Below are 19,036 nucleotides of genomic sequence, written 5' to 3'. Positions count from 1 at the left end.
ATGGCAGGACTCGATCTCACCGGTCGCACTGCCGTCGTCACCGGGGCCTCGCGCGGCATCGGGCTGGCCATCGCCCAGGCCATCGCGGAGGCCGGCGGAAACGTCGTCCTCACCTCCCGCTCCCAGGAGGCGGCCGACGCCGCCGCGGCCCAGGTCAAGGGCACAGCGGTCGGCGTCGGGGCGCACGCGGTAGACGAAGAGGCGGCCCGGCGCTGTGTGGAGCTGACGCTCGGGCGCTTCGGCAGCCTGGACATCCTCATCAACAACGCGGGGACCAACCCGGCCTTCGGGCCGGTCATCGACCAGGACCACAGCCGGTTCGCGAAGACCTTCGACGTGAACCTGTGGGCGCCCGTCCTGTGGACGGGTCTGGCCACGCGGGCCTGGATGGGCGAGCACGGCGGGGCGGTCGTCAACACCGCGTCGGTGGGTGGCATGGCCTCCGAGGCGAACATCGGGCTGTACAACGCCTCGAAGGCCGCACTGATCCACCTCACCAGGCAACTCGCCCTGGAACTCTCGCCGAAGATCCGAGTCAACGCGGTGGCACCGGGTGTGGTGCGCACGAAGCTGGCCGAGGCTCTGTGGAAGGAGCATGAGGAGGAGGTGTCCGCCTTGGTGGCGCTGGGCCGCATCGGGGAGCCCGCCGACATCGCCTCCGCGGTCGCCTTCCTCGTCTCGGACGCCGCGAGCTGGATCACCGGCGAGACGATGGTCATCGACGGCGGTCAACTCCTCGGTGAAGCGCTCCCGTTCAGGCAGGAAGCGGGCATCGGTGGCTAGTGCGGACATCGTCGGAATCGACGCCGGGGCGGTGAGCCGCTGGTTCGAGACCCTCGGCGTCGACTTCGACGGGCCCGTGGCCTTCGAACGGATCGGGCTGGGCCAATCGAATCTGACGTATCTCGTACGCGACCAGGCCGGCCGTAGGTGGGTGCTGCGGCGCCCGCCGCTGGGTCGCCTGTTGGCGTCGGCGCACGACGTGGCCCGCGAGGCGCGGATTCTCAGCGCCCTGGAGGGCACCGCAGTCCCGACTCCGCGGGTGCTCGGGGTGACCGATGATCCCGCCGTGACCGACTCCCCGTTGCTGCTCATGGAGTTCGTGGACGGCCAGGTCGTCGACAGGATGTCGATCGCACAATCGTTGACGCCCGAGCGCCGTCGGGCGATCGGGATGTCGTTGCCGCAGACGCTGGCGAAGATCCACGCGGTCGATCTCGAGGTGACCGGGCTGACCGGTCTGGCCGGCCACAAGCCGTATGCGCAGCGTCAGCTCAAGCGGTGGTCGGCCCAGTGGGCGAGGTCCAGGACTCGCGAGCTGCCCGCCCTGGAGGATCTCACCGGGCGCCTTGTCGCGGCCGCCCCCGAGCAGCGCGAACTGACGCTCGTGCACGGCGACTTCCATCTGCGCAACGTCATCACCTCCTACGACACCGGGGAGGTGACCGCGGTGCTCGACTGGGAACTGTCGACGCTGGGGGATCCGCTGGCGGACCTGGGCAGCCTGCTGGCCTACTGGCCGGCCAAGGGTGAGAACGCCTTGGGCGACTTCGCCGCGACCGCTCTCGACGGCTTCCCGACCCGCGAGGAACTCGTGGCGGCCTACTCGGCGGTGTCGGGACGCGACCTGACGGCGTTGGGCTACTGGCACGCGATGGGCCTGTGGAAGGTCGCGATCATCGCGGAGGGCGTGATGCGCCGTGCGATGGACGAACCGCGGAACAAGGCCGCGTCCGGAACCCCCACCGCAGAGCGCATCGACGCACTGGTGGCGAAGGCCCACGAAGCCGCGGACACAGCAGGCATCTGACCCTCTCGTCCGCCCACGGGACTTGGGCACTCAGACAAACAGCCAGGAGCTGTGAGGACGAAAGCAGTCCTCGTATCGACGGCGCGTACGCTGATCGGGAAGACGTGCATCGGCGGTGGCATGGGCGCGGCAGCGCTGATCGGGGTGGTGTCGTGAACCCCGCCGCACTGTTCGATGACAGCGGGAAGACCGTGGTGGTGACCTGCGGTTCACGTGGAATCAAGCTGATGATCGCGCACGGTTTCCTGGCGGCCGAGGCCACGGTGATCACAGTTCCCGCAAGGCCGAGCGTGCGAGAAGGCGGCAGCGGAGTCGAACGCACTGACGTCCGCCGGCGCCGGAAGGACGAGAAGCCGAAGGCCAAGGTCGCGGTCCTCTTCCGGAACGACGACTTCGGCAAGGACCTGCTCGGCGGGTTCAAGGAGGCCGTCGCCGACAGCGGCGCCAAGGTGGTCGCCGCGGAGAGCTACGAGGTCACCGACCCCTCCGTCGCTCGCACCCGCGTGCTGCCACGTGCTCGCCGCGACGGCCGGCGCCGTGTCGGCAGGTCGCCGTCGCGCAGGGAGTTGTGCGAGGTGGGGGAACCAGGACTCGTCAGTCCGTGATGACGGCGTCGCGGTGGATCCACTCGGGGCTGTGGGCCGCCTTGTACATGAAGTCGGCGACGTCCGCGCGGCTGATCGTCGGGTTGCCCTTCATCGGGAGGCGCTCGCCGACGAGGTAGCGGCCCTTGGCGGGGCCCTTGGTCAGCATGGTCGGGTAGACCAGCGTCCAGTCCAGGCCGCTGGAGCGGATCGCCTTCTCGGAGATCTCCTTGTTCGCATAGATGTTCCGGAGAAACGTGCGGTACATGACCTTCTGCGCGGCGCTCGCCGACCGGTAGGTGTCACCCACGCCGAACGAGGACAGCCATACCAGGCGGGATACGCCGTTTTCCTCGGCCGCACCGATCACGGCCGTCGCGGCGCGGGTGAACAGGTCGTCGGCGCGTACGGAGGTGCTCCTGCCGAGAGCCGAGATGACGACGTCCTGCCCGATCACGGCCTTCGCGACGTCGTTGTGCGAGGTGGCGTCTCCGGCGACCACGTTGACCCGGTCTGCCAGGTCGTCCAGCGCCTGCGGCCTGCGGGCCAGGACGGTGACCGTGTCACCGGCCCCGGTGGCGAGGTCGACGACGTGGCGACCGGTGGGGCCGGTCGCACCGAGGATCAAGAGCTTCATGGAATGTGCATCCTTCGTCTGTGAAGTGGGACGAGCCGGTTTTCAGGCGAGGTCGGCCAGGTCTTCCCCGGTGAGGGTGATCGCGGCGGCGGCCATGTTCTCCTCCAGGTGGGGAAGGGACCCCGTGCCCGGGATGGCGAGGGTCACCGGGGAGGAGGCCAGCAGCCAGGCCAGGCCGATCTGGCCAACAGTGGCACCGTGCCGGGCCGCCACCCTGGCCAGCCGCTCGTCGTCGAGTTCCCGACCGCCCCCCATCGGAAAGAACGGCACGAAGGCGATACCGGCCTCCTCGCAGGCCGCCAACAGGTCGGCGTCGTCACGCTGGGCGGCGTGGTAGTGGTTCTGCACGGCTACGACGGGGGCGATCGCGCGGGCCTCCGCGAGGTGGCCGGCGTCGACGTTGCTGATGCCGAGGTGGCGGATCAGCCCCTCTTCGCGCAGCGCCGCCAGTGCCGCGAACCGTGCGGCGAGTGACTCACCGTGCGGGGGCGACATGGCTCCGATCCGCAGGTAGACCAGATCGAGGCAGTCCAGCCCCAGGGTTTCCAGGTCGGTCTCGACCAGGCGGCGCATGTCGGCGGCAGTGCCCTGCGTGAAGCCGTCCTGCCCGACGATGTGCCCCACCTTGGTGGCGATCACCAGGTTGGACGGGTAGGGGAACAACGTCTCGCGGATCAGGGTGTTCGCACGCACCGCACCGCCGGCGCTGACGTAGAAGTCGGCGGTGTCGATGTGGTCGGCACCCAGCTCCATGGCCCGGCGCAGCACGGCGCGGCCGACCTCGGGATCACGGGCGGCGCCGAACATGCCGGCCTTGGACGGCAGACGCATGGCGCCGAGACCCATCCGGTTCACATCCAGGTCGCCACCGAGGCGGAATCTGTTGCTCATGGACGCGAGCCTGCAACGCGCGTGCCATCCCTGCGAGCGCGTGGCACCTTGCTGCCAAGGCACAATGGACGTATGCCACAGGTCATGGAGCTCCGCGGTGATGTCGAGTTCTGGGCTCGGATCAAGCCCCTGACGGAGTCCGACGACGTGGAATGGGTCCATATCGCCCATGACCTCGACACCTGGCCCCGAGCCCGTGAGGCCGCCCGCCTCCAGGCGCGCCGCGGCAGGGCACCCCAGGCACGCAAGCTGTACAGCCTCGCGGCTCTCGCCGACGAGCGCGACCGGGAGGCCCTGCGGGAGATGGCTGCCCTTGGCTTCCAGGTGCGGATCGCCACTGCCCCGCTCCCGCAAGGAACCGTCATCATCGACCGGCGCACCATGATCCTCACCGACCCGGCGCCCTCCGCCCCGGCCGCTCACGGCCCGCGCATCTACACCATGAGTGCCTCGCCGGCCCTGATCGGCGGAGCCTACGCGCTGTTCGAAGCCGCCTGGGAAAGCGCCGCCGACCTGACCACCGTCCTCGACGCGAGACGGCCCCGCATCGACGACCAGACCTCCAAGGTCCTGCGCGCCCTGGGCTCCGGCGCCACCGACGAGGCAGCCGCACGGGAACTGGGCATGTCGCTGCGCACCTACCGCCGCCGGGTCGCCGAACTGCTCGCCGGCCTCGGCGCGGCCTCACGTTTCCAAGCCGGGGTACGTGCGGGGGAGTTGGGCCTGACCCGCAGCTGATCAACACGGCGCGGAATGAGACGGTGCGCAGGTGAGCGCGGCGACCGGCACAACGATCGACCAAGGACGTCCCGGCGCGCCTCCCGAAGGATGAGCGGTGTCCCGCGCTGCCCTCTCGTCCGTGTGTGAGCGAGTCGGCGGATGGGAGGGCACGCGTCGGCCCCTTCTGGACACCGAGGTTCGGCTCGGCGCTGGAGTTGTTCCCGGACCTCGTTCGGTCGACTCCCAGTTGTCCGGCGAGTGCGTCGTAGAACACGCGGGTTCGCTCCTCGTCCCCGGACTGCGCAGCACGTCGAGACCGAAGGTGCCGGCGCTGCCGCGCTCGAGTGTCAGCCTGATGTGGAGCTGTCCCCCTTGATCGCCGGGGACGGAGCAGGTCAGGGCGGTGACGCGGGCGGCGAACGTGCGGGCGTCGGTGAGGTCTTCGCGGTGCAGCCCGTCGAGTCGACAGCAGCTGAGCAGATAGGCGCGGGCACTCGCTCTCCTGCACCGCCTCGACGAAGCGGCGGCCGGCCGGGCGGTGGCGTGGGTATCGGCTGAGGGGGCCGCCGAGGTGGCCGAGGGGGGCGAGGCCGTGGAGCAGGCCGGTGGGGGCGGAGTCTCCTGCGCCGACGGTGTCGACGACGTCAACAGGTCGGGCGGGGGACGGTGACGTGGCGGCCGTCGAGGGAGGCGAGGGCCCCGTGTCGGCCGCGGGTGATGACGACGAGGCGCGCGCCGACGGCGTGCCACGTGTCGCAAGTCTGCTCGGGAGGGGTGTCGGGAAGGGGCAGGGTGAGGTCGTCGTGATGTGGTCCGGTGCCAGTCGCCCACCGCCGGTCGGGGCAGCGGCCGCCGCCACCGGCCCTGCCGCGGTCCGCGGATCAGCGGGCCCGGCAGGGGGGCGGGGCGTCGTCCGCCGGGGCGGCGGGTGTCACTGCCGGCGGACGGGAACGTTGACGTCGTCCACGTTGATGTGGCCCCAGCCGCCCGTCGCCCGATCGACGATCTCGACGTAGATCCGCTCACCGACGTGGGCGGACAGGTCGAAGACGACGCGGCGGTACTGCTCGGTCCCGCGGCCGGTCGCCTTGGCCAGGATCTCGCCGTCGTCGGCGCGGACGACGGCCGCGTAGAGCAGGGCGGGGTCGTTTCCGCCGGAGACGAGCAGGTCGATCAGGCCGTCTCCGCCGAGGACCACGGTGGCGGAGCGGAGCACCCCGGTGGCCTCGTCGCCCTGGTCGGGTCGGAAACCCCACAGGTGATGGCCGGCCGCGTCGCCCTCGGTCTCGGCCTGGTAGAACGGCCCGCCCCAGCCCCAGTCGGTGCGGGTGGTGACATGGGCGTCGCTGAACGCCGTACCCGAGACCACGGTCCACCCGGTGAGGTCTCCGGTGGCGAAGTCGTGGTTGGGAAGGGCGTCGACGTCCGTCGGGCGTGGCGGATCGTAGGCGGCCGGGGCCACGGGAGTGTCGTAAGCGGGGTTCATCCGCCAGACGTCCAGCTCCAGGACCTCGGCGGCGCCTCCCCGGGCGGTCAGCCGCAGGCCGGTGGCGTCCTTCCTCGTGGGGTAGACGCGGCTGGTGAGGCTGTGGGTCCCGTTGATGTACGCCTCCAGCATGGAGCGGTCGAGCAGGACGCGCAGTCGCAGTCGCCCGTCGTCCAGTTCGACGGTGCCTCCGTGCACGCCCTTGCGTACGTCCGGGTCGAGGCTGGAGCGGCCGCGGTCGATCCGGAAGCGGTGCTCGGTCGTGTCGTAGGACAGCAGCGTCTCCTCGGTGCCGTCGGCGCAGGCCCTGACCGCCAGGGTGATCGTCCGGGCGCCGCGCGGCTCGATGACGGCGCTGATGTCCAGCAGGTCGCCGGAGACGTCGGCGAGTCGCCGGTTCGCCTCCTCGACCGACGCGCGCCGGATTCCGGCGAGCCGCTCGCCACGGAGTCCGGCCGCCTCGGTGATCGGTTCGACGCCGAGGCGGCCGTCCCGGCGCAGCGAGACGCTGACGGGCATCCCGGCGTTGTGTGCCCAGCCGGACTGGGCGTGCTGCTGTTCGCTCCGGCGGTCCTGGGCGATGCTGAAGAGCACGGACCGGCCGTCGGGGGTGACGAAGCCGGACGGGCCGGTGAAGTGCTCGCCGAAGTCGAACTCGCGGGGCTCTTCGTGGTCGGGCACGAAGCGGCACGCACGCCTGTCGAAGGTGCCGATCCAGTAGTAGGTGTGCTTGACGGCGTCGGGGTTGAACCCCTCCCACCAGGGGCTGATCAGCAGGATGTGCTTGCCGCTGCGCCTGCCTCCGGGGCCGGGAAGCGGAAGGAGGACGGGCAGTTCCCACACCTCGCCGGGCTCCGGCTGCGTGGCGAGGTCGTTCCGGTGCAGGGGACCGCGGTACGTCCACGGGCCCTCGGGCCTGCGGGCGGTGTGGACGAGGGCGGTTCCCCCGTGCTTCCGGGTGACCTGCGTGCCGTCGTAGTCGACGATGCCGCTGCCGACCAGCTGGTACCAGACGCCGTCCTCCTCCCAGACGAACGGGTCACGGAAGTTCTCCGCCCACGCGGTGCCGGGGCCGGCGGGGAGACCTGCCGGGGCCTCGGTGACCGGCTCGGACCTCATCGTCCAGACGGGCAGGTCGGTGTCCTTGTCGGTCGGGTAGGCCGACACGGCGAGCCCGGTCCGCTGACGGTGGGGCAGCCGGTCGTCGCCGCCGGTGAAGAAGAGGACCGGGCCCCGGTCGCCGTCGACACAGGCCGAGCCCGACCAGCAGCCGTCCGGGCCGACGGAGTCCGCGGCGGGCGCGAGGGCGATGGGAAGGTCTCGCCAGTGCACCATGTCGGTGCTGACCGCGTGCCCCCAGTGGATCTGGCCCCAGAAGGGGCCCAGCGGGTTGTGCTGGTAGAAGATGTGGTACTTGCCCTTGAAGTACACGGGCGCGTGCGGCTCGTTCATCCAGTGCCAGGGCGGCAGCATGTGGAACTGGGGGCGGTGCCGGTCGCCGTCGAAGCGGGTCCGCTGCGGGGCGAGGTCCGGCCGGGGCACACGACGGCCGGGAAGAGCCGCGACCTGCTCGGCGTGTTCCTGCCGCGCCGTCGGATCGTCCAGGGTGCCCGGGCGGATGACCAGACTGTCCATCAGCCCCATGTACATGTTGGCCTGGAACTCGCCGTTGAGCAGCGTGGACCGGTTGTGCCGCCCGATGAGCAGCGGCTCGTCCGGGGCGAGTACGGGGGCCTTGTCCGGGGTGGTCGCTGTGCCGATCAGCCGGCCGTCGCGGTAGACGCGCAGCTGCCGGGCGGCCGGGTCGTAGGTCGCCGCCACATGCGTCCACCGGCTCTTGGCCGCCGGCTGGTCCGGGGCGCCCTTGACCTCGATCAGGTCGTCCCCGAAACCGAGCTGGAAGACGATCTGTCCGAAGCGGCGCAGGCCGAGCAGGAATCCGCTCTTCGCGTCGGGGTCATGCTGGTTGACCAGCGCTTGGGGCTTGCCGTCGATGCCGTGCTCGTACGCGTAGGGAGCGATCCACACGTCGAGCGTGATGCCGCCGGAGGGGTCGAGGTCGCCGGGGCCCTGGGCCGTGACGACTGTCGAGTAGCCGTCGAAGTACAGCGCCCGGCCGCGCACTCCACGGCGTCGTAGGGGGTCGCTGTCGGGCTTGTAGCGGGCGTCGTTGAAGACGTAGCCGACAGGGTCGGCGGTGCCGGACACCGCCTCGCGGGTGACCGTGCCGGCACGCTCGTCGAAGTCCCAGCGGGCGGTGGGACTCCCCGGCAGTGCCCGGCTCCGCGCGGCGGCGGGGGCGGAAGCGAACGAGAACGGAACGATCGTGCCGCCCACGGCGGCCGACACGATCGTGAGGGCAGTTCTTCTCCTCATGGCTGACTCCTGGGACGGTGCGGCAGGGCTTGGCCGTGCCAAATCGGTTTAACCACGTGGCTCGGCATCGTTCGCGTGCCGTATCGGCTAATGCAAGGGCTAACGCGCAGCGATTTACCGGGGTGTTACCTGGAGATCGGACATAGAGGAGCAAAAGCCCGCCGCTTCGCGTGAGGGATGTCCCGGGTGTTGACATCGGGCGAAGAGCGCATCACTCTCGTCGCAACCTTGCTAATCCGATTTAACAACGGAGCTGAGTCGCTGATGTCTGAACGCCGCGTGACGATGGCCGACGTTGCCCGCAGGGCGGGTGTCTCGCCGACCACCGCGTCGTTCGCCCTCTCCGGCCGCACCGACATGCGCATCTCCGCCACCTCTCGTGAACGCGTGCTGGAGGCCGCCCGGGAGCTGGGCTACCGGCCCAACGTCACGGCACGCAGCCTGCGGACGAAGTCGACGCAGACCATCGGGTTCGTGTCGGACCGGATCACCACGACGCCCTTCGCGGGCGAGGTGATCCGCGGCGCGATGGAGGCCGCCCGGGAGCGGGACAACCTGCTCTTCATCACGGAAGCGGGCGGCGATCGCGACGCCGAGTCCTCGCTGGTCCACGCGCTGCTGGACCGTCAGGTCGACGCGGTGATCTACGCGTCCATGTTCACCCGGTACGTCACTCCGCCCAAGGAGCTGTTCGGCCGCCGGGTCGTGCTGCTGAACTGCCTGGCCCCCGGCTTCGACGCACCGTCCGTCGTCCCGGACGAGCTCCAGGCCGGCCGTGACGCGGCCCGTGCCCTGCTGGCCGCCGGCCACACCGGGGGCATCTGGGCGATCGGTGGCCACCAGGCCGTGCCGGCCACTCCCGAGGGGATCATCGCCGGCAACGAGCGCATGCGCGGCCTGGAGGAGGTCCTGCGGGCGGGTGGCGCGCACCTGGACGGTGTCATCGAGTGCGACTGGAATACGCCGGACGGTCACCGGGAGGTCTCCGCGCTGCTCGCGGCGGGCCACCGGCCCCGGGCGCTGGTGTGCCTGACCGATCGGGTCTCCCTCGGCGCCTACCAGGCGCTCGGCGAGGCGGGTCTGTCGGTGCCCGACGACGTGTCGGTGGTCTCCTTCGACGATCAGGACATCGCGGCCGTACTGCGCCCGGCGCTCACCACGCTGAAGCTTCCGCACCACCAGCTCGGCCGCCTCGCCGTGGAGCTGATCCTCCGCCAGGGGCCGCTCGAAGCAGTCGTACACCGTGTGCCCATGCCACTGCGGGAACGCGCCTCCATCGGCGCCCCCGCCAAGGGCTGACACCGGGCACCCGAAAACGGTCGTCCCGCCGCCCGGAGCTCTGACCCCCGGGCGGCGGGACGACCATCAACAACGGCGACCGTCGCAACCGGTCGCCAAGGCGGGTCCGGCAAGACCCGTCTCAGTGAGATGGAGGAACCTCGTGGTGTTCAGAACCAGGCGCCTCGCTTCTGCGAGTGTAGCCGTCGCGGCGGCGACCGCGCTGGTCACCGGATGTGCGTCCGGAAGCGGCGGCAGCACGTCCGGAGCCAGCGGCAACACGCTGACCCTGTGGACGCACAATGCCGGCAACTCGGCCGAGTTGGACGTCGTCAAGAAGATCATCAAGGATTTCAACGGCTCCCAGAGCACGTACGAGGTCAAGCTCCAGACCTTCCCGCAGAGCGACTACAACAACTCCGTCGTGGCGGCCGCCTCGGCCCGCAAGCTGCCGTGCCTGCTGGATGTGGACGGCCCCAACGTGGCGAACTGGGCGTGGGGCGGCTACCTCGCCCCGATCGACGTCTCCGGCAGCGAAGTGCCCCTGTCCGACCAGCTGGCCAGCACGGTCGGCCGCTACAAGGACAAGGTCTACGCGTTCGGCTTCTATGACGTCTCCCTGGCCTTCTTCGCCCGCAAGTCGGTGCTGAACGAGTACGGCATCCGTATCCCCGCCATCGACAAGCCATGGACGAAGGACGAGTTCGACGCGGCCCTGGCCAAGCTGAAGAAGAGCGGGAAGTTCGAGTACCCGCTGGAGATGGGCACCGGCGGGAGCGGTGAGTGGTGGTCGTATGCCTACTCCCCGCAGTTGCAGAGCTTCGGCGGCGACCTGATCGACCGCGACGGCTACAGGACCGCCTCGGGCACGCTCGACGGCAAGGACTCCGTGGAGTGGGCCACCTGGTTCCGCTCGCTGGTGTCCAAGGGCTACATGGCCAAGAAGTCCGGGGCCGACCCCAACAAGGACTTCCTGGCCGGCAAGAGCGCCATCCAGTGGGACGGCAGCTGGAACGCGGCCAAGAACGCCGGCAAGCTCGGCGACGACCTGGCGATCATCCCGCCGGTCGACTTCGGCAACGGACCCCGGATCGGTGGCGCCTCCTGGCAGTGGGCGATGAGCTCCAGCTGCTCCAACAAGGACGGCGCCCAGGCGTGGCTGAAGTTCTCCCGCCAGACGAAGTACTTCGTCGACTACGCCAGGGCCACCGGCACTCTCCCGGCCACCGAGGCCGCCGCGAAGCAGGTCGACGGCTACCAGCCGGGCGGGAGGTTCGACGACCTCGTCGAGTTCGCCCGGAAGTTCGCGGTGGTACGCCCGGTCACCCCGGCCTACCCGTACATCTCCACCGAGTTCGAGAAGGCGGCCCAGGACATCCTGGCCGGGGCCGACCCCGAGAACGCGCTCGGCCAAGCCGCGAAGGACATCGACAACAACCTCAAGACGAACAACCACTACGCCGACTGACCCACCCCGGTCCGGTTCGGGCCCCGACCGCGCTCTCCCCGCGCGCCCGAACCGGACCGGTTTCCCTGGAGCTACCGTGACCACCATGATCGCAGCCCTCGGTCGGCTGCGTCCGGTTCGGCGAACCCGAACGACCCACACCCGTCGCCGTGAGAGCCTCACCGCCCTCGGCATGGCCACACCGGCCGTGGTGCTGCTGATCGTCTTCCTCGTCGTACCGGTCGTCCTCGCCTTCGCCCTGGCGTTCACCGACGCCAGGCTCGTCTCGCCCACCCCGGCCCGCTTCGTGGGCCTGCGCAACTTCACCCTGCTCTTCCAGGATCCGGTCTTCTACAAGTCCCTGCGCAACACGGCGTACTTCGCCGCCGTCGTCGTCCCGCTCCAGGCCGGCCTCGCCCTGGCGCTGGCGCTGCTGGTCAACGCGAAGGTACGCGGCGTCAACTTCTTCCGCACCGTCTACTTCCTGCCCGTCGTCACCTCGATGGTCGTCGTGTCCCTGCTGTGGACCTTCCTCTACCGGAAGGACGGCCTCGTCAACCACGTGATCTCGACGCTCACCCTGGGACACGTCCACGGCCCGGACTGGCTGGGCGACCCCGTCACCGCCATGCCCGCGATCATCCTGATGTCGGTGTGGCAGGGCGTGGGTTTCCACATGGTCATCTGGCTGGCCGGCCTGCAGACCATTCCCGCCGAGCTGTACGAGGCCGCCGATCTGGACGGGGCCACCCGCTGGCACCGCTTCCGCCACGTCACCTGGCCCGGACTGCGTGCCACCCGCACGTTCGTGCTCGTCACCATCACCATCGCGGCGTTCAGCCTCTTCACCCAGATCAGGGTGATGACGCAAGGAGGCCCGCTCGACTCCACCACGACCGTCGTCCACCAGGCGGTGCACACCGGCTACGACCAGCAGCAGACCGCGTACGCGGCCGCCATCTCGCTGGTCTTCTTCGTGCTCGTCCTGACCGTGTCCCTCGTCCAGCGTTTCCTGACCCGGGAGAAGGACTGACATGACCTCCTTCCTCAAGCACCTCGCCGGTCACGCCGGCCGGGTCGTCCTGGCCCTGGTCTTCGCGCTCCCGCTCGTCTTCATGCTGGTCTCGTCGTTCAAGCCGGACGACCAGATCTTCGGCGACCTGGGCTCCCTGCGCGCCTTCCTCCCGGTCGGCGCCCTGTCCCTGGACAACTACACGGGAGTGTTCGAGCGTGTCCCGGCGGCACAGTTCCTGCTGAACTCGGTGCTCATCTCGTCGATCACCGTGGTCCTCGGCGTCATCGTCAACAGCATGGCCGCGTTCGCGCTGTCCCGGATGCGCTGGCCGGGCCGCAAGGCCGTTCTGACCGCGGTCATCGCCACCCTCATCGTGCCGTTCGAGACCTTCGCCCTGCCGCTGGTGTGGTGGGTCAACCAACTTCCGCTGCTCCGCGTCAACGGCTTCCACCTGGAGTGGACCACCGGCTGGATGGACACCTACCAGGTGCAGATCGTGCCGTTCGTGGCCAACGCTTTCTCGATCTTCTTCTTCCACCAGTACTTCCAGAGCGTCCCCAAGGAGATCGACGAGGCCGCGATCGTGGACGGCGCCGGCTGGTTCACCATCTACCGGCGGATCATCATGCCGCTGTCCGGACCGGCCGTCGCCACCGTCGCCATCCTCACCTTCCTGCCCGCCTGGAACTCCTACCTGTGGCCGCTCATGGTCGTGCAGAGCGAGGAACTGCGGCCGGTGATGGTGGGCATCTCCTACTTCTTCCAGCTCAATGTGGGCTGGGGCCAGATCATGGCCTACTCCGCCATGATCACTGTGCCGATCCTGGCTCTGTTCGTGGCCTTCCAGCGGTCGTTCGTCAACAGCATCGCCTCCACCGGCGTCAAGGGCTGACTGCGCTCCTTCGACCTCCCCCATGGAAAGGACCCCCGCGTGTCCGTCATGCCCGCAGACCCCCACCTGCCCGTCGCGCACCTGCGCCCGCCCAGCAACTGGATCAACGACCCCAACGGGCTGGCCTTCCACGACGGCCACTACCACGTGTGCTTCCAGTACAACCCGTACGGACCGGAGCACGCGACCATGCACTGGGGCCACTTCCGCAGCTCCGACCTGCTGACCTGGGAGGAACTCCCGGTCGCGCTGACCCCCACACCGGGCAGCGAGGACGCCGACGGCTGTTTCTCCGGCAACGCCGTCTCCGACGGCGACCGCATGGTCGCCTTCTACTCCGCCTTCCGTACCGACCGCTGGGCACAGCCGGTCACCACCGCCGAGTCCTGGGACGACGGCGTCACCTGGACGCCGCGCGGCAGCCTGCTGATACCCGATCTGCCCGAGGGCGCGACCATGTACCGCGATCCCTACGTATGGCGCGAGGGCGGCGGCTGGCGGATGCTGGTCGGCTCCGCCCTGGCGGACGGCCGGGCGGCGGCCCTGCTGTACGAGTCCTCCGACCTTGAACACTGGCACTACCGGGGGCCGTTCCTGGACCAGGCCCCGCAGCCGCTGGCGCCGGGCGCCGACACGGGGCTGGGCTGGGAGTGTCCCCAGTACCTGCACGCGCCGGACGGCCGCGGCGCACTGATCGTCAGCGCCTGGGACCCGGAGCTCGGACCGCGTCGGACCGTGGCCTACCCCGGCCGCGAGCAGGACGGCCGCTTCGTCGCCGGCGCCCCCGTCCTGCTCGACCACGGTCCCGACTTCTACGCCCCGGCACTGCTGCCCGCCCCCGACGGCCGGTGGCTGCTGTGGGGCTGGTCATGGGAGGCCCGGGACCCGCAGTGGGTGCGCGAGGCCGGCTGGGCCGGGCTGCTGACACTGCCGCGCGAGGTGACACTCGGCGAGGACGGCTCCGTACGACAGCGACCGGCCACGGAACTTCTCTCGCTGCGCGACGGACGCGCGGTGACGGCTTCCGGCGAGACCGCCAAAACCGCCGTCCTGGGGACGGTGGGCGCGAGCTTCGATCTGACCGCCCGTCTGGAACTCCGCGCTCCGGGGACGGCAGGGGGACTGCGGGTGGTGACCTCTGCCGACGGCACCGAGTACCTCGACATCAGGATCGACTCCGCCGCCGGCGAGCTCGTCGTCGACCGGGGGCACGCCTCGCTCGACCCGCGCGCACACGGCGGCACGTACCGCGTCCCCTGCCCCGAGGCGAAGACGGCGTTCGGTGCCCCGATCGAACTGCGTCTGGTGGTGGACCGTTCCGTCGCCGAGCTGTACCTGCCGTCGGGCCGGACGCTGACCCTGCGCTTCTACCCCACCGGCGGCGGCCCCTGGCGGATCGAAGCCCGCGCCGCGGGAGACGGCCCCATCGGCTACACGGTCGGGGCCTGGAACCTGCGGCCGTACACCATGCGATGTGCGGCAGACGCGAGCGCCGGGTCCGTGATCACGTAGATCGCCTCGCCCGCCCCTGCACGCTGTCGCCGGTCGCGGGGGGCGCCCGCCACGAAGCTGGGGGCCGTCATGGCGCCGCGTCCCCGCTGCCGCTTTCGGCGGTCGGCCGCCGCGGCAGCTCAGCCGTGTTGACGGCAGGCCGGCCGACTGGGGTGGCTGTCCGGCAGCGGTGCGCGCTTCGACGAGCACCGCCGCGGACGCCGGCGCCGGCATCGCCCAGGCCCTCTGGTCGGAGGCGGCACCCGCCGGTGGTGCCTTGCTGCTGAACTGCGCCGGCATTCCGGCTCACCGCCGGGACCCACCAGCTCCCGGTCGTCGGCCACGGCGTCAGCCGCTGGGGAGGTGTCGTGGGTCGGCGCCGGTTGTTCCCGGGACCGCCGATGACCGTGGCCGCGGCGCGCCGCGGCGGGGCCGACGTGGTCATGTCGGGGTCGGGGCCGTCGTGTTCACGGTCGTGTGGTCGGGCCGTTCGGCGCGCTGCCCCTGCTGTTTCCGCCATCCGTACCGGGTGATGCCGCGCGGCTTGTGGACGGACAGGGCCGTGGTGGTGAGCAGGACGACGACGGCGGCGGCGGCGTCGAGGACGAGCTGGACTCTCATACCGCCGAGGCCGGTGCCGGACAGGTCGGTCCGCAGTGCCGCGTCCGCCAGCCGGTCGGCCACCCGCATGTGCAGGACGAGGAGAAAGGTGGCCACGACGGTCAGCGCGAGCTTGGCCAGCACCCAGTAGTGGCGCAGCAGTCCCCACGTGGTGCCCAGCGACTGCACCAGCCCGGTCAGCAGGGAGGCGAAGGCCAGGGGGACGATCACGTACCAGCCGGTCATCTCCATGGCGAGGTACGCGCCCCGCACCCGCTGGACGTCCTCGCCGGTCAGGCCGGCGACGGCGAGGGCCAGGAAGACGGCGACCGAGCCGAGCCAGCCCACCGAGGTCGCGACGTGCGCGGTGAGCGCGACCTTGCGCAGGCCGGTCGGCATGGCCATCAGTGGCCGCCGTGCATGCCGGGTCCCATGCTGCCGGTGAGGTGCAGAACGAGGAACAGGACGACGACGGCGAGGGCGACGGCGCCGGACACCTTCACCCAGCGCGGGGTGGCGGGGGCCGACCCGTGGCCGGGGGCGGATTCGGACGACGAGTCGGTCATGCGGGTTCCCTCGGTCGGGCGGGTGCGGTCCCCGGGCTCTTCTTCCACGCGGGCAACTGTTATCGAGACACTGTGTCTACGTCAAGCCGGGATGTATCGACGTCGTCGTCGCGTACCCTGGGCGGGTGCCGAAGCTGTGGAACCAGACCATCGAGGAGCACAAGCGCGCCGTCCGCGACGCGGTGCTGGAGACCGCGGCGACGCTCGTGGCCGAGCAGGGGCTGCGGGGCGTGACGATGTCGCGGATCGCCGAGGAGAGCGGCATCGGCCGGGCCACGCTGTACAAGTACTTCCCGGACGTCGAGTCCATCCTCATGGCGTGGCACGGGCGGCAGATCGCCGGCCACCTGGACGAACTGGCCGAGCTGCGCGACCGTGCCGGCACCCCCGGCGAGCGGCTGGAGGCCGTGCTGGAGCGCTACGCGTTCATGCAGCAGCAGCGGCACGGACAGGGAGGGGAGCTGTCCGCCGTTCTGCACCGGGGTGACCATGTGGCGCACGCCGAGCGGCATCTGCGCCACTTCGTCCAGGGGCTGCTGGCCGAAGGTGTCCAGGCGGGCGACGTGCGGGACGACGTCTCGCCGGACGAGCTGACGGGCTACTGCCTGCACGCTCTTGCCGGAGCCGGCGGCCTGTCGTCCAAGGCCGCGGTGCGGCGGCTCGTCGCGGTGACGCTGGCCGGCCTGCGGCCCCAGGACTGACAGCCCGCACCAACGCCCAGCAGAGGTGAGGCCTTCCGTGGTGTGGGACGCCCCCGCCGTTCCCGGCGGCGTCCCGCCCGCGCCCCTGCCGGACGCCGGCCGGTCGACCGGCGCAGTTCGCCTCCCGGACAATACCCGTGGGGGGTATCGCGCGCAACGCGGCGCAACGCGAGAGGGTCCCGCCGTTCGGCAGGACCCTCCTGATCGACGAGGTTGCCCACGCGTCTACTTGAAGGACCTCAGTCGCAGGCTGTTCGTCACGACGAACACCGATGAGAACGCCATCGCCGCGCCCGCGATCATCGGGTTGAGCAGACCGGCCGCGGCCAGCGGCAGGGCGGCGACGTTGTAGCCGAAGGCCCAGAAGAGGTTGCCCTTGATGGTGGCCAGCGTCCTGCGGGAGAGGCGGATCGCGTCGGCCGCCACCCGCAGGTCGCCGCGGACGAGGGTCAGGTCACCGGCCTCGATGGCCGCGTCCGTGCCGGTGCCCATGGCCAGGCCCAGGTCGGCGACGGCCAGGGCGGCCGCGTCGTTGACGCCGTCGCCGACCATCGCGACCGAACGGCCCTCGCCCTGCAACCGCTTGACGACATCCACCTTGTCCTGGGGGAGGACCTCCGCGATGACCTCGTCGATGCCGACCGCCCGGGCCACGGATTCGGCGACGAGCCGGTTGTCGCCGGTCAGCAGGACGGGCGTGAGGCCCAGCCGGCGCAGCTCGGCCACCGCCTCGGCGCTGGTGTCCTTGATCGCGTCGGCCACGGTCAGGACGCCGCGGGCCTCGCCGTCCCAGGCGACGGCCACCGCCGTACGGCCCTCGGCCTCCGCCGCGGCCTTGGCCTCGGCCAGCTCGCGGGGAAGCTCGATGACCCACTCCTCCAGGAGCTTCTCCCTGCCGACGAGGACGGCGTGCCCGTCGACGACACCCTGGACACCGAGGCCGGCGAGGTTCTCGAAGTTCTCCGGCACCGGCAGGCTCCCCGCCTTCCCCCGCTCTCGGCTTCGCTTGATCGCCCCGGCGGCGATCGCCTGGGCGATCGGGTGCTCGGAGGCGTGCTCCAACGAGCCCGCCAGCCGCAGCAGTTCGGTCTCGTCGACGCCCTCGGCGACGTACACGTCCTGGAGGGTCATCCGGCCGGTGGTGACGGTGCCGGTCTTGTCCAGGACGACGGTGTCGACGCGGCGGGTGGACTCCAGCACCTCCGGGCCCTTGATGAGGATGCCGAGCTGGGCGCCGCGGCCGGTGCCGACCATCAGCGCGGTCGGGGTGGCGAGCCCCAGCGCGCACGGGCAGGCGATGATCAGTACGGCGACGGCGGCGGTGAACGCGGCGGTGGCGTCGCCCGTGGCGCCGAGCCAGCCGCCGAGGGTGGCGACCGCGATGAGGAGGACGGCCGGGACGAACACGGCGGAGATCCGGTCGGCGAGGCGCTGCACGGCCGCCTTGCCGTTCTGCGCGTCCTCGACCAGCTTCGCCATCCGGGCGAGCTGGGTGTCGGCGCCGACCCGGGTGGCCTCGACGACCAGCCGGCCGCCGGCGTTCACCGTGGCACCGGTGACGGCGTCACCGGCGCCCACGTCGACCGGCACCGACTCGCCGGTGAGCATGGAGGCGTCGACCGCGCTCGCGCCCTCGACGACGGTGCCGTCGGTGGCGATCTTCTCGCCGGGCCGTACGACGAACCGGTCACCGACCGCCAACTGCCCCACGGGGATGCGTACTTCCTTGCCGCCACGCAGTACGGAGACGTCCTTCGCGCCCAGTTCCAGCAGCGCCCGCAGCGCCGCACCCGCCTTGCGCTTGGACTTCGCCTCCAGGTACCGCCCGGCGAGGATGAACGCGGTCACACCGGCCGCGGCTTCCAGATAGATGGCGGAGGAGCCGTCCGCGCGGGAGATGGTGAAGTCGAAGCCGTGCCGCATGCCCGGCATTCCGGCGTGCCCGAAGAACAGCGCCCACAAGGACCAGCCGAGAGCGGCCAGCGTGCCGATGGACACCAGCGTGTCCATGGTCGCGGCACCGTGCCGGGCGTTGGTGAACGCCGCCTTGTGGAAGGGGAAGGCGCCCCACACGACGACCGGGGCCGCCAGGGTCAGCGACAGCCACTGCCAGTTGTCGAACTGGAAGGCCGGCACCATCGCCATCAGCACGACGGGCACGGACAGCGCCAGCGACACGAACAGCCGCTGCCGCAGCGAGAGCAACTCGCTGTCCGCTGCCGCCGGCGCCTCGGGTGCGGCCCGCTCCTCACTGGCCGGTGGCGGCGGCTCCTCGGCGGTGTAGCCGGTCTTCTCCACGGTGGCGATGAGGTCGGCGACCTCGATGCCGGCCGGGTACGAGACCTTCGCCTTCTCGGTCGCGTAGTTGACGGTCGCCGTGACGCCGTCCATCCGGTTGAGCTTCTTCTCGATGCGGGCGGCGCAGGAGGCGCACGTCATGCCGCCGATGGAGAGCTCGATCTCGGAGGCGGACGTGGGTGTCGTACTGCCTGGTGACTTCTCGGGAGCCGTGCTGGTCATGCGTGTCTCCTGGGAGAGGCCG

16 protein-coding genes and 2 pseudogenes are annotated in these 19,036 nt (G+C 70.7%); 10 read left to right on the top strand and 8 right to left on the bottom strand.

Going from position 1 to position 19,036, the window contains the following annotated elements:
• The 3 genes from ACF1A1_RS32690 to ACF1A1_RS32680 all read left to right on the top strand — a co-directional run bounded on the left by ACF1A1_RS32690 (position 1) and on the right by ACF1A1_RS32680 (position 2,415).
• On the top strand, positions 1-783 hold the full coding sequence (locus tag ACF1A1_RS32690; RefSeq protein ID WP_392004697.1) for an SDR family oxidoreductase: 783 nt from the start codon (positions 1-3) through the stop codon (positions 781-783).
• The gene (locus tag ACF1A1_RS32685) at positions 776-1,810 is read left to right on the top strand and encodes a phosphotransferase family protein (RefSeq protein ID WP_392004695.1); all 1,035 of its coding nucleotides are present in this window, start codon (positions 776-778) and stop codon (positions 1,808-1,810) included. Before ACF1A1_RS32690 ends, ACF1A1_RS32685 begins: the two co-directional genes overlap by 8 nt.
• Positions 1,811-1,962: 152 nt before the next feature.
• On the top strand, positions 1,963-2,415 hold the full coding sequence (locus tag ACF1A1_RS32680) for a hypothetical protein (RefSeq protein WP_392004693.1): 453 nt from the start codon (positions 1,963-1,965) through the stop codon (positions 2,413-2,415).
• Here the strand turns inward: ACF1A1_RS32680 and ACF1A1_RS32675 are convergent.
• Positions 2,405-3,031, bottom strand: a complete 627-nt coding sequence (locus tag ACF1A1_RS32675) for an NAD(P)-dependent oxidoreductase (RefSeq protein ID WP_392004691.1) — start codon at positions 3,029-3,031, stop codon at positions 2,405-2,407. The two genes, ACF1A1_RS32680 and ACF1A1_RS32675, sit on opposite strands and share 11 nt — an antisense overlap.
• 42 nt (positions 3,032-3,073) lie before the next feature.
• Positions 3,074-3,922: an oxidoreductase gene (locus ACF1A1_RS32670; protein WP_392004689.1), complete on the bottom strand. Its 849-nt coding sequence runs from the start codon at positions 3,920-3,922 to the stop codon at positions 3,074-3,076.
• Between the two features lie 72 nt (positions 3,923-3,994).
• On the opposite strand from ACF1A1_RS32670, the gene ACF1A1_RS32665 reads away from it, so the two are divergent.
• Positions 3,995-4,660, top strand: a complete 666-nt coding sequence (locus ACF1A1_RS32665; RefSeq protein WP_392004687.1) for a DNA-binding response regulator — start codon at positions 3,995-3,997, stop codon at positions 4,658-4,660.
• Positions 4,661-4,820: 160 nt separating this feature from the next.
• Here ACF1A1_RS32665 and ACF1A1_RS32660 read toward each other — a convergent pair.
• From ACF1A1_RS32660 to ACF1A1_RS32650, 3 genes and pseudogenes are all read right to left on the bottom strand, one after another.
• Positions 4,821-5,036, bottom strand: a pseudogene (locus tag ACF1A1_RS32660) (GH32 C-terminal domain-containing protein); the annotation flags it as partial.
• Positions 5,021-5,445, bottom strand: a pseudogene (locus tag ACF1A1_RS32655) (PfkB family carbohydrate kinase); the annotation flags it as partial. The pseudogenes ACF1A1_RS32660 and ACF1A1_RS32655, both read right to left, overlap by 16 nt.
• 128 nt (positions 5,446-5,573) lie before the next feature.
• Positions 5,574-8,504: a GH32 C-terminal domain-containing protein gene (locus ACF1A1_RS32650; protein ID WP_392004685.1), complete on the bottom strand. Its 2,931-nt coding sequence runs from the start codon at positions 8,502-8,504 to the stop codon at positions 5,574-5,576.
• Positions 8,505-8,768: 264 nt separating this feature from the next.
• On the opposite strand from ACF1A1_RS32650, the gene ACF1A1_RS32645 reads away from it, so the two are divergent.
• From ACF1A1_RS32645 to ACF1A1_RS32625, 5 genes are all read left to right on the top strand, one after another.
• A complete protein-coding gene (locus ACF1A1_RS32645) occupies positions 8,769-9,803 on the top strand; it encodes a LacI family DNA-binding transcriptional regulator (protein WP_392004683.1) in 1,035 nt (344 codons plus the stop codon).
• Between the two features lie 145 nt (positions 9,804-9,948).
• Positions 9,949-11,250, top strand: a complete 1,302-nt coding sequence (locus ACF1A1_RS32640) for an ABC transporter substrate-binding protein (protein WP_392004681.1) — start codon at positions 9,949-9,951, stop codon at positions 11,248-11,250.
• An 85-nt stretch (positions 11,251-11,335) separates the two neighbouring features.
• Positions 11,336-12,262 (top strand): carbohydrate ABC transporter permease, encoded by a 927-nt coding sequence (locus ACF1A1_RS32635; RefSeq protein WP_392004679.1) that lies wholly within the window; start codon positions 11,336-11,338, stop codon positions 12,260-12,262.
• 1 nt (position 12,263) lies between these two features.
• Positions 12,264-13,136, top strand: coding sequence for a carbohydrate ABC transporter permease (locus ACF1A1_RS32630; RefSeq protein ID WP_392004678.1), 873 nt, complete (start codon positions 12,264-12,266; stop codon positions 13,134-13,136).
• 48 nt (positions 13,137-13,184) lie between these two features.
• On the top strand, positions 13,185-14,648 hold the full coding sequence (locus ACF1A1_RS32625; RefSeq protein WP_392004740.1) for a glycoside hydrolase family 32 protein: 1,464 nt from the start codon (positions 13,185-13,187) through the stop codon (positions 14,646-14,648).
• Between the two features lie 420 nt (positions 14,649-15,068).
• Here the strand turns inward: ACF1A1_RS32625 and ACF1A1_RS32620 are convergent, their stop codons facing one another.
• Positions 15,069-15,632 (bottom strand): hypothetical protein, encoded by a 564-nt coding sequence (locus ACF1A1_RS32620; protein ID WP_392004676.1) that lies wholly within the window; start codon positions 15,630-15,632, stop codon positions 15,069-15,071.
• The gene (locus tag ACF1A1_RS32615) at positions 15,632-15,793 is read right to left on the bottom strand and encodes a hypothetical protein (RefSeq protein WP_392004674.1); all 162 of its coding nucleotides are present in this window, start codon (positions 15,791-15,793) and stop codon (positions 15,632-15,634) included. Before ACF1A1_RS32615 ends, ACF1A1_RS32620 begins: the two co-directional genes overlap by 1 nt.
• A 125-nt stretch (positions 15,794-15,918) precedes the next feature.
• Here ACF1A1_RS32615 and ACF1A1_RS32610 point away from each other — a divergent pair, with 125 nt between their 5' ends.
• Entirely contained in the window at positions 15,919-16,494 is a 576-nt protein-coding gene (locus ACF1A1_RS32610; protein WP_392004672.1) for a TetR/AcrR family transcriptional regulator, read from the top strand.
• A 225-nt stretch (positions 16,495-16,719) separates the two neighbouring features.
• On the opposite strand, the gene ACF1A1_RS32605 is transcribed toward ACF1A1_RS32610, so the two are convergent.
• Positions 16,720-19,014: a heavy metal translocating P-type ATPase gene (locus ACF1A1_RS32605; protein WP_392004670.1), complete on the bottom strand. Its 2,295-nt coding sequence runs from the start codon at positions 19,012-19,014 to the stop codon at positions 16,720-16,722.
• Between the last annotated feature and the right edge of the window lie 22 nt (positions 19,015-19,036).

Origin of the sequence: Streptomyces sp. NPDC014995 (assembly GCF_043080745.1) — a bacterium.
In the GTDB taxonomy this organism is placed as follows: Bacteria; Actinomycetota; Actinomycetes; order Streptomycetales; family Streptomycetaceae; genus Streptomyces.
The sequence above is the reverse complement of the archived record's forward strand: the minus strand, read 5'-3'. Positions and strand labels throughout refer to the sequence as shown.

What these genes read in the sequence shown, in the direction of transcription:
- ACF1A1_RS32690 (WP_392004697.1), top strand. Translation starts at nt 1, where the DNA reads ATGGCAGGACTCGATCTCACCGGTCGCACTGCCGTCGTCACCGGGGCC.
- ACF1A1_RS32675 (WP_392004691.1), bottom strand. Translation starts at nt 3,031, where the DNA reads ATGAAGCTCTTGATCCTCGGTGCGACCGGCCCCACCGGTCGCCACGTC.
- ACF1A1_RS32670 (WP_392004689.1), bottom strand. Translation starts at nt 3,922, where the DNA reads ATGAGCAACAGATTCCGCCTCGGTGGCGACCTGGATGTGAACCGGATG.
- ACF1A1_RS32665 (WP_392004687.1), top strand. Translation starts at nt 3,995, where the DNA reads ATGCCACAGGTCATGGAGCTCCGCGGTGATGTCGAGTTCTGGGCTCGG.
- ACF1A1_RS32650 (WP_392004685.1), bottom strand. Translation starts at nt 8,504, where the DNA reads ATGAGGAGAAGAACTGCCCTCACGATCGTGTCGGCCGCCGTGGGCGGC.
- ACF1A1_RS32645 (WP_392004683.1), top strand. Translation starts at nt 8,769, where the DNA reads ATGTCTGAACGCCGCGTGACGATGGCCGACGTTGCCCGCAGGGCGGGT.
- ACF1A1_RS32635 (WP_392004679.1), top strand. Translation starts at nt 11,336, where the DNA reads ATGATCGCAGCCCTCGGTCGGCTGCGTCCGGTTCGGCGAACCCGAACG.
- ACF1A1_RS32630 (WP_392004678.1), top strand. Translation starts at nt 12,264, where the DNA reads ATGACCTCCTTCCTCAAGCACCTCGCCGGTCACGCCGGCCGGGTCGTC.
- ACF1A1_RS32625 (WP_392004740.1), top strand. Translation starts at nt 13,185, where the DNA reads ATGCCCGCAGACCCCCACCTGCCCGTCGCGCACCTGCGCCCGCCCAGC.
- ACF1A1_RS32620 (WP_392004676.1), bottom strand. Translation starts at nt 15,632, where the DNA reads ATGGCCATGCCGACCGGCCTGCGCAAGGTCGCGCTCACCGCGCACGTC.
- ACF1A1_RS32615 (WP_392004674.1), bottom strand. Translation starts at nt 15,793, where the DNA reads ATGACCGACTCGTCGTCCGAATCCGCCCCCGGCCACGGGTCGGCCCCC.
- ACF1A1_RS32605 (WP_392004670.1), bottom strand. Translation starts at nt 19,014, where the DNA reads ATGACCAGCACGGCTCCCGAGAAGTCACCAGGCAGTACGACACCCACG.